General features: G+C 66.3%; 12 protein-coding genes. 5 read left to right on the forward strand and 7 right to left on the reverse strand.

Features of this window, described 5'->3' with window-relative positions; all coding sequences use genetic code 11:
- Positions 1-12 precede the first annotated feature (12 nt).
- Entirely contained in the window at positions 13-798 is a 786-nt protein-coding gene (locus tag ACIA8C_RS10265) for a pirin family protein (RefSeq protein WP_397133045.1), read from the forward strand.
- Positions 799-986: 188 nt separating this feature from the next.
- A complete protein-coding gene (locus ACIA8C_RS10270; protein ID WP_397133047.1) occupies positions 987-1,472 on the forward strand; it encodes a DUF4190 domain-containing protein in 486 nt (161 codons plus the stop codon).
- A 73-nt stretch (positions 1,473-1,545) separates the two neighbouring features.
- Here the strand turns inward: ACIA8C_RS10270 and ACIA8C_RS10275 are convergent, their stop codons facing one another.
- Positions 1,546-2,055, reverse strand: a complete 510-nt coding sequence (locus ACIA8C_RS10275) for a hypothetical protein (RefSeq protein ID WP_397133049.1) — start codon at positions 2,053-2,055, stop codon at positions 1,546-1,548.
- Positions 2,056-2,191: 136 nt separating this feature from the next.
- Between ACIA8C_RS10275 and ACIA8C_RS10280 the strand changes: the two genes are divergently transcribed.
- From ACIA8C_RS10280 to ACIA8C_RS10290, 3 genes are all read left to right on the forward strand, one after another.
- On the forward strand, positions 2,192-3,043 hold the full coding sequence (locus tag ACIA8C_RS10280; RefSeq protein WP_397133051.1) for a Scr1 family TA system antitoxin-like transcriptional regulator: 852 nt from the start codon (positions 2,192-2,194) through the stop codon (positions 3,041-3,043).
- 10 nt (positions 3,044-3,053) lie between these two features.
- The gene (locus tag ACIA8C_RS10285) at positions 3,054-3,434 is read left to right on the forward strand and encodes a DUF397 domain-containing protein (RefSeq protein ID WP_397133053.1); all 381 of its coding nucleotides are present in this window, start codon (positions 3,054-3,056) and stop codon (positions 3,432-3,434) included.
- 85 nt (positions 3,435-3,519) lie between these two features.
- Entirely contained in the window at positions 3,520-5,547 is a 2,028-nt protein-coding gene (locus ACIA8C_RS10290; protein ID WP_397133798.1) for a M13 family metallopeptidase, read from the forward strand.
- Positions 5,548-5,641: 94 nt separating this feature from the next.
- On the opposite strand, the gene ACIA8C_RS10295 is transcribed toward ACIA8C_RS10290, so the two are convergent.
- From ACIA8C_RS10295 to ACIA8C_RS10320, 6 genes are all read right to left on the reverse strand, one after another.
- Entirely contained in the window at positions 5,642-6,721 is a 1,080-nt protein-coding gene (locus ACIA8C_RS10295; RefSeq protein ID WP_397133055.1) for an ABC transporter ATP-binding protein, read from the reverse strand.
- A gap of 69 nt (positions 6,722-6,790) precedes the next feature.
- A complete protein-coding gene (locus ACIA8C_RS10300; protein WP_397133057.1) occupies positions 6,791-8,119 on the reverse strand; it encodes an ABC transporter substrate-binding protein in 1,329 nt (442 codons plus the stop codon).
- 17 nt (positions 8,120-8,136) lie between these two features.
- Entirely contained in the window at positions 8,137-8,982 is an 846-nt protein-coding gene (locus ACIA8C_RS10305) for a carbohydrate ABC transporter permease (RefSeq protein WP_397133059.1), read from the reverse strand.
- 17 nt (positions 8,983-8,999) lie between these two features.
- Complete coding sequence (locus tag ACIA8C_RS10310; protein ID WP_397133061.1) at positions 9,000-9,929, reverse strand: carbohydrate ABC transporter permease; 930 nt, start codon at positions 9,927-9,929, stop codon at positions 9,000-9,002.
- Between the two features lie 170 nt (positions 9,930-10,099).
- A complete protein-coding gene (locus ACIA8C_RS10315; protein WP_397133063.1) occupies positions 10,100-11,005 on the reverse strand; it encodes an Ig-like domain-containing protein in 906 nt (301 codons plus the stop codon).
- Positions 11,006-11,306: 301 nt separating this feature from the next.
- Entirely contained in the window at positions 11,307-12,692 is a 1,386-nt protein-coding gene (locus tag ACIA8C_RS10320; RefSeq protein WP_397133065.1) for a cytochrome P450, read from the reverse strand.
- Between the last annotated feature and the right edge of the window lie 22 nt (positions 12,693-12,714).

Below are 12,714 nucleotides of genomic sequence, written 5' to 3' on the forward strand. Positions count from 1 at the left end.
GCACGCTGTGACATGACTCGCTCACTTCGTTCGCTCATGACACCCCACATCGACGTCCATCGAGCAGGCGACCGTATGAAGACGCGGGTGTCCTGGCTGGATTCGAAGCATTCGTTCTCGTTCGGGGAGCACTACGATCCCGACAACACCCACCACGGCCTGCTGCTCGTGAACAACGACGACGTCGTCTCTCCCGGTCAGGGCTTCGACACGCATCCGCACCGGGACATGGAGATCGTCACCTGGGTGCTCGGCGGCAGCCTGGTACACCAGGATTCGCTCGGCCACAGCGGCATCATCTATCCGGGCCTGGCGCAGCGGATGAGCGCGGGCACCGGCATCCTGCACTCGGAGAAGAACGACGCGTGGCGGATCGACGGCGCCGAACACGACGAGCCGGTGCATTTCGTGCAGATGTGGGTGGTCCCCGACGAGCCAGGTCTGACGCCCGGCTATCAACAGCTCGAGATCGATGCGGCGCTGGCCACCGGCGGCCTGGTGACCGTGGCCGCGGGGTTGCCGCGCTATCGCGACCGAACAGCCATCGCCATCAACAGCAGTCACGCGGCGTTCCACGTGGCCAGGATGACCGGCGATCCCGAGCAGGCAATCGACCTGCCCGATGCCCCTTACCTGCACGTCTTCGTCGCCAACGGCGAGGTGGAGATGGAGGGTGTCGGCATCCTGGACGAGGGTGACGCGGTCCGGCTGACCAGAACCGGTGGGCAGCGCGTGATCGCCCGCAGGCCATCGGAAATCCTGGTCTGGGAGATGCACGCCCGCCTCGGCGCCCAGTAGGGCGGCCGCCAATTTTCGGGCCGGCCAGGCGCGTCCAGCCGACAGAGTCCGGCGGGGTGCGACAAAATGGGCATACCTCGCATTAACATCCGCCCGTAGCGCGGGCGATCAGTAGGCGATCCCCCGCGCACCCGCCGGACCACCTGGTCCGGATCGGGCGGCGCGAGGCACCGACGGAGAGGAAGTCCATGTCGCAATATCCGCCTCCCGGCCAGTACCCGCCGCCCCCCGGGTACCCGCCGCCGGGCGGTCAACCCGGTCAGCCCGCGTACTGGCAGGAGTCGCCGAAGGGCAAGGGCCTGGCGATCACCGCGCTTGTCCTCGGCATCCTGGCGCTGTTGAGCTTCTGGACGCTGGTCGGCGGCTACCTGTTCGGCGCCTTCGCGATCATCTTCGGCATCGTCGCGCTGGTGAAGACCCGGTCGGGTCGGGCGGGCGGCGCCGGCCTGGCGATCACCGGCCTGATCCTCGGCGCGCTCGGCCTGATCGGTGCCATCGTGGTCACCGTCGTCGGCTACAGCTTCTTCGTCAACAGCGGCGGCAAGGACTTCGTCGACTGCGTGAACAAGGCGGGCGGCGACCAGTCCAAGATCGATCAGTGCGAGAGCGAATGGAATCAGCGGCTCGAGGACAAGTTCAGCGTCACGCTCGCGCCCCCGCCTACGCCTCGCTAGCGCTCGGCTCCGGCGAGGGCGCGAGCACCGCGCTGTGTCTTTGGTTCGCTCGCTGACGCTCCCTCACGTGCCCCTACTCCCCGCTGATCGCCGCGCAGGCCCGGGTAGCGGCCAGCACGTCGCCCATTTCCGGGCGAAAGTCGCGCTCGGGCACGGCGATCCACTTGCGGTAGCCGCTGCCCTCGTCGGTCGGCGAGGGCAGCACGATGTGACTGCCGGGCAACGCGACCGAGGCGCAGACCCGGAACAGGTCGGCGAACAGCTCGGTGTCCAGATAGGAGTTGTCGGTCGGGCCGGTCAGGAAGGTCCACCGGTCCGAGCGCGGATGCCCGACGATCGGGCCCGCCGGACCGTCGGGTGCTTCCTCGGTCAGCCGCAGCCGAACTCGGCGGCCCAGCGCGGCGGGCATGACAACGGCGCCGACCGCGCCTACCTCCAGCATGATGCGGCCGAGCACGGGATCCACGACGCCGTACAGGCTGTGGTCCTTGCGGTAGCGGCGGCAGCGGGCAATGGCGTCCTGCATCGTCGTGTAATCGGAGGGCGCCGGGAAACTGCCTGGTTCAGTGCGGGACAAACTCATGACGAACCTCGCCTCGATGCGGGTGGATCGCGTGAAGGGGGAGAGAATCGACCGCTGAGACCCGACCCTAATGCCGCACAACTGGGTTGACAATAGTCACACGCCGGTGAGTCCACCCCGCGTACGATCGCCTGTCATGGCACCCGTCTCGCCCGCCGTTGCCCGCTGGGAACTGGTGTTGCGGCTGCGTGAGCTGCGCGAACAGCGCGGCTTCGATTCGGCGGGTTTCGCCAAACGGGTCGGTTTCACCCCGGCCAACTGGTCGCACGTGGAGAAGGGCCGCCGCGTGCTCACCACCAACACCATCGGCCCGGTACTCGAGCTGCTCGAGGTGGAGGCCGAGGAACGCGCGGAATTGCTCGCCCTGCTCGACGCCAGCAAGCAGCGCGGCTGGTGGACCAGGTCGTCCGCGTTGATCGGTCCCGAGCTGCAGCGGCTGTACGGCATGGAATACGGTGCGCAGAGCATCCGCAGCTACGACAGCCTGGTGGTGCCGGGCCTGCTGCAGACCGAGGCGTACGCCCGCGCACTCATCAGCGCCGACGTGATGATCCGCCCGGTCCAGGTGGAACAGCTGGTCGCGATTCGGCTGCACCGGCAGGAGCGGTTGCGCGGTGCGGAGCCGGTCGAGCTCACGGCGGTGATCGGCGAGGGCACTCTTTTGCAGCAAACTGGCGGCCCCGACGTGCTGCGCGCGCAGTTGACACATCTGGCCGAGCTGATCGACGAGCTCGACACCGTCGAGGTGCGGGTCATCCCGTTCACCGCCACCGCGGGCGCGGTGCTCGGTGGGTCGAGTTTCCACCTGATCGACTTCGCAGGCGAGCAGCTGCCGACCTTCGGCTGGGCGGAAAGCGCCGTCTTCGGCGGCGCGGTCGACGACCCGGAACTGGTCCGCGATCTGAGCTTTGCTTACGTTCGCGCACAAGAGCAATCGCTGGACCGTGTCGCGTCATCGACCCTGATCAGACGGTATGCCGGAGTGTAAAATCCTGCCCATGGCCACCACCGTTACTCCCCGGTCGGTTTCTACCGACTGGTTCCGGTCGACTCGATCGAACAACGGCAACCAATGTGTCGAGGTCCGCTTCGATGGTGACGCGGTGCTCGTCCGTGACAGCAAATACCGCCGCGATCCTGCCAACCATCCCGCCGACGAACCGATCATCACCATCACCGCACGGGAATGGACCGCGTTCCTCGACGCGCTCCACACGCCGGGCCGAACGCCCGGCGCGCTGACCGCGCACACCGCCGCCGACGGCCACACCGTGCTCCGGCACGGCGGCACGGTCCTCAGCTACACCCCGCAGGAGTGGGACGCATTCCTGCTCGGCGCGCGCGATGGCGAGTTCGATCGCATCGCACTCACCGTCTGAACGACGCTCTGATTTTCCTGGACAACTGACCGCTCCCCCCCGGCCGTTCGCGGCCGGGGGCCGACTTTCGTTCATCGTCGGCATACTGGAGGTCGTGACCTCCGAGCTGAGCAGTCCCTCCGGTATCGATCTGTCCTATCTCGACCAGGGCGTGCGGGTGCAGGATGACCTGTTCGCGCATGTCAACGGCAAATGGCTGGCCGACCACGAGATACCAGCCGATCGCGCGGTGGACGGTGCGCTGCGCACGCTGTACGACCAGGCCGAGCGCGACGTGCAGGTAATAATCCAGAACGCGGCCGCCCAGGCGGCCGAGCCGGGCAGCGATGCCCGCAAGATCGGCGATCTGTTCACCAGTTTCATGGACACCGAGACCGTGGCCGCCGCCGGGCTCGCGCCGATCTCGGCAGAGCTCGCCGCCATCTACGCGATCACCGACCGCACCGCGTTCGCGGCTTTGCTCGGCAGACTGCAGCGCACCGGTGTCAGCGGCGCCATCGGCTTCTACGTCGACACCGACGACAAGAACTCCACCCGCTACCTGGTGCATGCCTCCCAGTCCGGCATCGGGCTGCCCGACGAGTCGTACTACCGCCAGGACGAATCCGCTGAGATCCGTGCCGAATATGTTGCCCACATCGGCCGGATGTTCGCGCTGACCGCAGCGGATCCCCGGATCGCCGCGCTGCTCCCGCCGGATCTGGACACGGTCGGGCAGCGGGTGTTCGAGCTGGAGCGCAAGCTCGCGGCCGGGCACTGGGACGTGGTACGCCGCCGCGACGCCGAACGCAGCTACAACCCGACCACCTTCGACGCGTTGGTCGCCGACTACCCCGAATTCGATTGGGCAGCGTGGACTTCGGCGCTCGCCGAGGGCGTCGACCGTGCCGGCCCTGACCTGTTCGCCGAAGTTATTGTTCGCCAGCCGGATTACCTGAGCACGTTCAACGAAGTGTGGTCCGCGGAATCGCTGGCCGACTGGCAGGCATGGGCGGCTTGGCGGCTGATCCGTTCGCGCGCACCGTATCTCACCGATGCTCTGATCGAGGAGAACTTCGCGTTCGCGGGCCGCACGCTGACCGGCGCCCAGGAAAATCGGGAGCGCTGGAAGCGCGGCGTCACGCTGGTGCAGGATCTGCTCGGCGAGGCGGTCGGCAAACTGTATGTCGCCGAACACTTTCCGCCGCAGGCCAAGGCCAGGATGGTGGAATTGGTCGCCAACCTGCAGGAGGCCTACCGCCGCAATATCGCCCAGCTGGACTGGATGGGCGCCGACACCAGGGCGGCCGCGCTTGCCAAGCTGGAGAAGTTCACCCCGAAGATCGGCTACCCGGACAAGTGGCGCGACTACTCGGACGTGATCATCGATCCGTCCGACCTGGTCGGCAATTACCGCAACGGCTATGCCGCCGATCATGATCGCGACCTGAACAAGCTCGGCGGCCCGGTCGATCACGACGAATGGTTCATGACGCCGCAGACCGTGAACGCCTACTACAACCCCGGCATGAACGAAATCGTCTTCCCCGCCGCGATTCTGCAGCCGCCGATGTTCGACATGAATGCCGACGACGCCGCCAACTACGGCGGGATCGGCGCGGTGATCGGCCACGAGATCGGCCACGGCTTCGACGACCAGGGCGCCAAGTACGACGGCGACGGCAACATGGTCGACTGGTGGACCGACGACGACCGCACCGAATTCGGCAAGCGGACAAAGGCATTGATCGACCAGTACAACGTGCTCTCGCCGAAGGAACTGCCCGACGAGCACACCGTCAACGGCGAATTCACCATCGGTGAGAACATCGGCGACCTCGGCGGCCTATCCATCGCGCTACAGGCCTACAAGATCTCCCTCGACGGCGCCGAGGCACCGGAGCTCGATGGCCTCACCGGTCTGCAGCGGGTCTTCTACGGCTGGGCTCAGGTGTGGCGCACCAAGGCCCGCAATGAGGAGGCCATCCGCCGCCTCGCCGTCGACCCGCACTCGCCGCCCGAATTCCGGTGCAACGCGGTCGTCCGCAACATCGACAGCTTCCACGAGGCGTTCGACGTCACCCCGGGCGACGCGTTGTATCTGGACCCGGCAGAGCGCGTCAAGATCTGGTGACCTGACCCCCGGCAGCAGTAAACTCGCAGCATGAGTGCACTGCGGGCCTGACGCGCAGCGGATCAGTCGCACTGGTGCGGATCAGAAAAGGCGGTCAGTGCAGGCGCTGCTCGGTCTGGGCGTCGAAGAAGAAGACGTCGTCGAGTTTGGGGCGCAGGCGCAGCTGATCGCCGAGGGTCACCTGGAAGCGGCGGTCGACGCGGGCAACTACCTTGCCGGAGCGGCTGTTCCAGTCCGCGGCGATGCCGTGGCTGTAGACGAAGGACTCCGCGCCCAGTTCTTCTAGCAGTTCGGCGGCCACCGTGAGGCCACTGTCTTCGGTGGTCACCTCCCACGATTCCGGCCGAATGCCGACGATCACCCGGTCGTCCGCTTTTACGGTGCGTGGCAAGGGAATTCGCAGGTCGTCGAGCACCGCTTCGCCGTCGCGCACCGGCGCCTCGAGCAGGTTCATGCCCGGCGAGCCGATGAAACCGGCGACGAAGGTGTTCACCGGGTTGTCGTAAAGCTCACGGGGCGCGGCGATCTGCTGCAACTTGCCGTCGAGGAGCACCGCGACCCGGTCGCCCATGGTCATCGCCTCCACCTGATCGTGGGTGACGTACACCGTGGTGGTGCCGAGCCGCTTCTGCAGCGCGGCGATCTGCGACCGGGTGCTCACGCGCAGTTTCGCGTCCAGGTTGGACAGCGGCTCGTCCATGCAGAACACCTGCGGCCTGCGCACGATCGCCCGGCCCATCGCGACCCGTTGCCGTTGTCCGCCAGATAGTTTCGCTGGTTTGCGATCGAGCAGCTGCTCGAGTTCGAGCATCTTCGCCGCCTCCTGCACCCGGACCAGGGTGTCGGCCTTGCTGATGCCGGCGTTGCGTAGCGCGAAGCCCATGTTCTCCGCGACGGTCATGTTCGGGTACAGCGCGTAGCTCTGGAACACCATCGCCACGTCGCGGGCCCGCGGCGGCAGACCGGTGACGTCCTTGCCGCCGATCAGGATTCGACCGGCCTCCACCGATTCCAGCCCGGCCAGCATGCGCAGGCTGGTCGACTTGCCGCAACCCGATGGCCCGACGAGAACGATGAATTCCCCGTCGGCGATGTCGATTTCCAGGCTGTCGACGGCCGGTGTCGGCGCACCGGGATACAGGTGTGTCACCCCGTCGAACTGCACTGTGGCCATGGGCGTCGATCTCCTCGTGTGAACTCACGGTGGCGGCCACACAGCGCGGCCGCCACCGGGGTGCGGGTGTTACTTGGGCAGCTTCGGGGTGATCTGGCGGTCGATGATCGCCTGCAGCTGACTGGTGACATTGGCGTAAACCGTTGCCGGGTCGGCGTTCTGCAGCCCGATCTGCTCCAGCCCGGTGCCGATGATCTGGTCACCGCCCGGCACGAACACCCGGGCGTAGTCCTGCGACTTGGTCAGCGGCAGCTGGTCGATGGCGACCTTCGCGTTCGGGTTCTTCGCCAGGAAGTCCTGCTCGCTCGGATCGGCGACGGCCGACTTGCGCACCGGCATGTACCCGGTGGCCTGGGAGAAGTACGCCGTGTTGGTGGCGTTGGTGATGAACTCGATGAACTTGAGCGCGTTCACCTTCCGCTGATCGGAGATCTTCGCCGGGATCGCTAGACCGGCGCCGCCGGTGGTGACGCCGGGCCCGTTCGGGTGCGGCAGGTTCGCGGTGCCGAATTGCAGCTTGCCTTCCGCGTTCTGCTTGATGCCCTTGAGGTCGCCGGTGGAGGCGATGGTCGAGGCGATCACGCCGGTGCCGAAGTCGACGGCGATCTGCGGCTTGATGCCCGCGTACTTCTTGGTGTGGATCATGTCCCGGAAGAACTGACCCGCCGTGATGGAGCCGGGATCGGTGAACTTCAGCTTCCACTGATCTGAGTAGGCGCCGCCGAAGGTCCAGTTCGGGCCCTGGAAGGTCCAAGCAAGGTAGTTCTTCGCATCGCCCCAGCCGTGCGCGAGCTTGCCGTCGCCGACCACGGCCTGGATCTTCGGGCCCCACTCGTCGAACTCCGGCCAGCTGTTCGGACCACGGTCCGGCAGACCGGCTTTCGCCCAGACGTCCTTGTTGTAGTAGAACAGCGGTGTCGAGCGGGAGTACGGCAGCGCGTAGTGCTTGCCGTTGAACAGGTAGTCGGCGGCCAGCGAGTCGACGTAGTCGTCCAGCTTCACGCCCGCGTCGCCGAAGTGTCCGTCCAGCGGCTCGATGGTGCCGTTGAGCGCGTAGTTGAACCACCAGACATCGGACAGCACAACGACATCGGGCAGTTCGCCGCCGGTGAGGGCCGCGTTGAACTTCTGCGCCACCTCTTCGTAATTGCGGCCCGCGTCGATCAGGTTGACCTTCAGGTCGGGAAACTTCTCTTGGAAGCGCTTGATCAGCTCGGCTTCCTGATCCTTCGAGCTGCCGGGGTGGTTGGACCAGAAGTTGATGGTGTTGGAATCGCCGGACTGCTTGGCGCCACCGCCGCTGCCCGCGCACGCGGTCAGCGCCGCGCCCGCGGCGACGGCGCCGGCCAGCCCGATGAATCCGCGCCGGGACAGCGCTGGGAACTGAGAAGTGGACACGTGATTTTCTCCTGTATCTAACCTTTGACCGCACCAGAGGTGAGGCCTTTGATCATGTGGCGTTGCAGCAGCAGGAACACCAGGAGAATCGGCAGCATGGTCAGCAGCGTGCCCGCCATCACCGGCCCCCAGTTGGTGACGCTCGGATTCTCGGTGTTCTGCAAGAGGGTCAGGCCGACCGGCAGCGTGGCCACCTCGGGCCCGTCGGCCATCAGAAACGGCCAGAGGTATTCGTTCCACTCGTTGACCAGCGTGACGACCGCGAAGGCGACCATGGTCGGCCCCGACATCGGCAGCACCACCTTGACCAGCAGCCGCCACCAGTTCGCGCCGTCCATCCTGGCGGCCTCGATGACCTCCGACGGCAGCGAGAGGAAGTGGTTGCGCATCAGGAAGGTGCCGAAGGCGACGCCACAGAGCGGAACGATGATGCCCACCAGTGTGTTTCGCCAGCCGAGCTGGGCGACCAGCGCATAGTTGGAAATCACGGTGATCTGGTTGGGCACCATCAGCGCCGCGATGATCACCAGGAACACCACCGACTTGCCGGGGAACCGCAGGAACACCAGCCCATACGCGCTCAGGACGCCGAGCACGAACTTCACCGCGGAGATGATCGCCGTGACGATCACCGAATTGCGGAAGAAGGTCCAGAACGGCAGCTTGGTCGTGGCGTCCTGATAGTTCTCCGGATGGAAGCTGTGCGGCCAGTACACCGCGGGCTGCACGTAGATGTCCGGACGGTCCTTGACCGAGGTGATGATGATCCAGAACAGCGGAACGCCGACGATGATCAGCACGCACACCATGGCGGCGTAGCCGAGCAGCATCACCCCGCGCTGGCGCCGCCGGTAGGTATTCATTTCAGCGCCTGCGCTTTTCACTGCTCATTCCGATCCATGACGCGAACCTGCACCAGCGTGACCACCAACAGCACCACGAACATGATGGTGGCCACCGTCGCGCCGTACCCGGCGCGGAAGTTACGGAAGGTCTCCTCGTACACCTGGTAGACCATCGTGGTGGTGCCGGTGCCGAGCGGCCCGCCGCGGGTCATCACGTTGATGATGTCGAAGACCTGCAACGAATTCAGCAGCACCGTGATCGAGAGAAAGAACGTGGTCGGGCGCAGCTGCGGCAGCAACACCTTGGTGAAGGTGGTCCACCGGCTCGCGCCGTCCATCTCGGCCGCCTCCATCAGCTCGGCCCGAACCCCTTGCAGCGCGGCCAGATAGATGACGAAGCTGTAGCCAAGGTTCTTCCAGATGTAGGTCACCGTCACCATGAACAGTGCCCAGTGCGGGTTCTGGTAGAAGTCCGGGACGTTGTCCACGCCGAGGCGGCCGAGCACATCCTGCACCAGGCCAAAGCTCGGATCGAAGATGAACTGGAAGGCCACACCGATGGCGGCGCCGGAGATGACGAACGGCGCGAAGATCGCCGAGCGGACCACGTTGCGGCCGAACAGCTTCCGGTCCAGCAGCATGGCAAGCGCGAGGCCGAGCACCATGCTGCCGACCACTGCGGCCAGCGTGAAAACGACTGTGTTGGTAACGATGTCCCAGGAATCCGACCGGCCCCACCACTCGGTGTAGTTGTCCACCCCGATGTAGGTGGCCACTGGGTCGGAGATGTTCCAGTCGGTGAACGAGAGCCGGATGTTGTCGATCAACGGCCGATAGACGAACAGCGTCAGCAGCGCGAGATTCGGTACCACCAATACCAAGAACAGGGCGTAATCCTGCCAGGGCCGGTTCCGCAAACCGCGCCCGCGCGGTTGGGGTAGTACTCGTTCCGGCTTCGCTCGCACGTCGCGCACTCTACGGACTGGGGCAAACAACCGGTTAACGCTATCCGTAGGGACGCTGAACTTCTCGAGCACGGGGCTAGTGAATCAAGAAGCCGAACATCACGATCAGCGAATTGCTTAATTGATCGTAATGTTCGGCTCGATGACGTGTCTTCGGTTGTGCTGGCTAGCTAGTCGTTCCAGTCTCCGGCCAGGCCGTCGCTGGTGCCGATCGAGCCGCCCTTGGTGTTCACGATGACCACCGGGTCGCCCTTGCGGGAGTTCTCCATGAACCACTTGGCGTTCTCGGTGCTCACGTTGAGGCAGCCGTGGCTGGAGTTGGAGTTGCCCTGCTGGCCGACCGACCACGGGGCGGCGTGCACGAAGATGCCGCTGTTGGAGATGCGGGTCGCGTACTCGACCTCGAGCTTGTAGCCCTCGGGGTCGGTGGTCGGCACACCGTAGGTGGACGAATCCATGATCATCTTGCGCAGCTGCTCGCCGACCACGTAGGTGCCGTTCGGCGTCTCGTGCTTGGTCTTGCCCATCGAGGTCGGCATCGTCTTCACCTCTTCACCGTTGCGGGTGATGGTGATCATGTGCGTGTTGTCGTCGGCCGTGCTGACGAACGCGTCGCCGATCTTGAAGGCGCTGTGCGTGCCGCCCGCCTCGACCGTCACGTCGGTGTTGTCCGGCCAGAACTCGTTCGGCCGCCAGCGCACCTGCTTGTCGCCGCGCCAGTAGAAGTGGCCTGGCGCGTCCTTCGACGAGGTGACCTTGATGAACTTCTCGGCGGCGCCGTGATCGGGCACCGGGTCCTTGAAGTTGATGATGATCGGCTGCGCGACCCCGACGACCTCGCCGTCGGCGATGTTGATCGACGGCGGCGCGAAGTTCGGCTGCTGCGGCGCCGGGTCCGTCGCGGAACCGGCGGAACCGGAGCCGAACGGGAACGGGTCGGCGCCCGCGGGTGCGACGAGCAGGACGCCCGCCGCCGCGATCGTCGCGGACAACAGGGCGCCGGCCCGCAGCCTGCGGGTTAGCTGTGCTCTCCTGCGGTGGGCAGGTAGCGACCCGGTGTGCGAAGCGACATGCATAGGTTTCTCGTCCATTCCATCTCTCGCCGCACCCGCGCAGGCGCACGCGTGGCACGAGATCTCTCATCGGCGTGGAGCGGGCAGAGCTCACCCCACGGGTATTGACGGCCCGACCCGACCTCCTTCCTACCGTCCGGGTGCGGCTCGAAGCCAGTTGCGTTTCATAATGATTCGTCCATACCGTCCGGTGTGGTAGCCGTCACATAACCCATCGGTGGTCGGTCGCTTCCGCGAAAGCTACCGGTCACGTCGGCGAGTCCGGTGTGGCGATCGATGCCGCAGGTAGGTCGGCCTGCCGGTGTTAACAAACGTCTTCGTGATGTAAATCACTCTCGACGTCGAACAGAATCGGGCGATGCGGACCGGTTGCTATGTTGTGCGGCACCGACATTGGCGCACGGCCGTTCGCATACCGAGGGGCAAGTCGCAGCCGTACTCGGCACACGATGGTAGCCAACGCGATTCGCAGTTCGTAGTCCGCGAGCGCGGCCCCGACGCAGCGCCGATGCCCGCCGCCGAACGGCGCGAACTCGAACGGCCCGTACTTGCGCTCGAGGAATCGCTCCGGCTGAAATCGCGCCGCGTCGGACCACACCTGCGGATCCGAGTGCAGCAACGGCACCGCGACTCCCATCGTGTCCCCGGCCGCCAAGGCCACCCCGCGCAGCGTGCACGGCGCGGTCAGCCTGCGCACCACGATGGGCACCGCCGGGTGCAGACGCAGCGTCTCCTGGCACACCGCGTCCAGATACGGCAGTCCGGCCAGTTCGACCGGGCTCGCGCCGGGTCCGGCCGCGCGCAACTCCGCGCGCAGCCGGGCCAGGGTGGCCGGCTCGCGGTGCAGGTGGAACAGCGCCCAGACCAGGGTGGTCGCGGTGGTCTCGTGCCCGGCGACAAGCAGCGTGCGCAGTTGCTCGCACAGGTCGTCGCCGGTGAGCGCGGTGCCATCGTCGTAGCGCGTGCTCAGCAACATGCCGAGGATGTCGGTGGCCGGGCGCCCGGTGACCGTCCGCCGGTGCGCGATGTCGTCGCGGATCAACCGATCCAGCCGCTCGCGGGCCGCGACGAACCGATCCCACGGCGCCTGCCCGAACAGCCCGTGCCGCAGCAGTGGCACCAGCATCAGCGGCCCGGAGAACGCGGTGAGGAATTCGCTTACCGCCCTGGTGTATTCGGCCCGGCGCTGGTGACTGTCCACGCCGAACACCGCCTCCAGGATCACCCGCAGCGTGATCGCCCGCGACGCGGCCCGCGCATCGATCCGTGCGCCGGGCCGCCACTGCTGGCCGGTGTCTCCTGCTATCTCCTGGAGCACCGAATCCCGGATGATCTCCCCGTACGCCCGGATCCGCGCACCATGGAAGGCCGGTGCCAGCAGCGCCCGATCGCGACGATGCCGCTCACCCGAGGCGAGGATCAGCGACGCCGTGCCGACCAGCGGCTCGATCGGATTCGGCCGCGGCGGTTCGAGCGCGTCGGCCGGCGCGCGGAACAGTTCGCGCGCGCCCGCGGCCGTGCCGGTGAACAGACCTGACCCGAAGCCGGGAAAGCGCACGAGGAACGGATCGCCCTCGCGCGCCCGGCGCCAGCGAAAGTACCGCTCGAAGTCGAGGCCGGCGGCCAGCGCGTGCAGCACGATCAGCCGCGGTGCCCGCGGCGCATCGGTAGCCGGCTCGGCGGCGCCCACGTCCATATCTATAGGTACGAAC

This window comes from Nocardia sp. NPDC051321 (assembly GCF_044455225.1).
In the GTDB taxonomy this organism is placed as follows: domain Bacteria; phylum Actinomycetota; class Actinomycetes; order Mycobacteriales; family Mycobacteriaceae; genus Nocardia.

Bases quoted from the DNA above. Each gene is read 5' to 3' on its own strand.
- ACIA8C_RS10270 (WP_397133047.1), top strand. From the start codon at position 987: ATGTCGCAATATCCGCCTCCCGGCCAGTACCCGCCGCCCCCCGGGTAC.
- ACIA8C_RS10305 (WP_397133059.1), bottom strand. From the start codon at position 8,982: ATGAATACCTACCGGCGGCGCCAGCGCGGGGTGATGCTGCTCGGCTAC.
- ACIA8C_RS10295 (WP_397133055.1), bottom strand. From the start codon at position 6,721: ATGGCCACAGTGCAGTTCGACGGGGTGACACACCTGTATCCCGGTGCG.
- ACIA8C_RS10275 (WP_397133049.1), bottom strand. From the start codon at position 2,055: ATGAGTTTGTCCCGCACTGAACCAGGCAGTTTCCCGGCGCCCTCCGAT.
- ACIA8C_RS10265 (WP_397133045.1), top strand. From the start codon at position 13: ATGACTCGCTCACTTCGTTCGCTCATGACACCCCACATCGACGTCCAT.
- ACIA8C_RS10315 (WP_397133063.1), bottom strand. From the start codon at position 11,005: ATGCATGTCGCTTCGCACACCGGGTCGCTACCTGCCCACCGCAGGAGA.
- ACIA8C_RS10285 (WP_397133053.1), top strand. From the start codon at position 3,054: ATGGCCACCACCGTTACTCCCCGGTCGGTTTCTACCGACTGGTTCCGG.
- ACIA8C_RS10280 (WP_397133051.1), top strand. From the start codon at position 2,192: ATGGCACCCGTCTCGCCCGCCGTTGCCCGCTGGGAACTGGTGTTGCGG.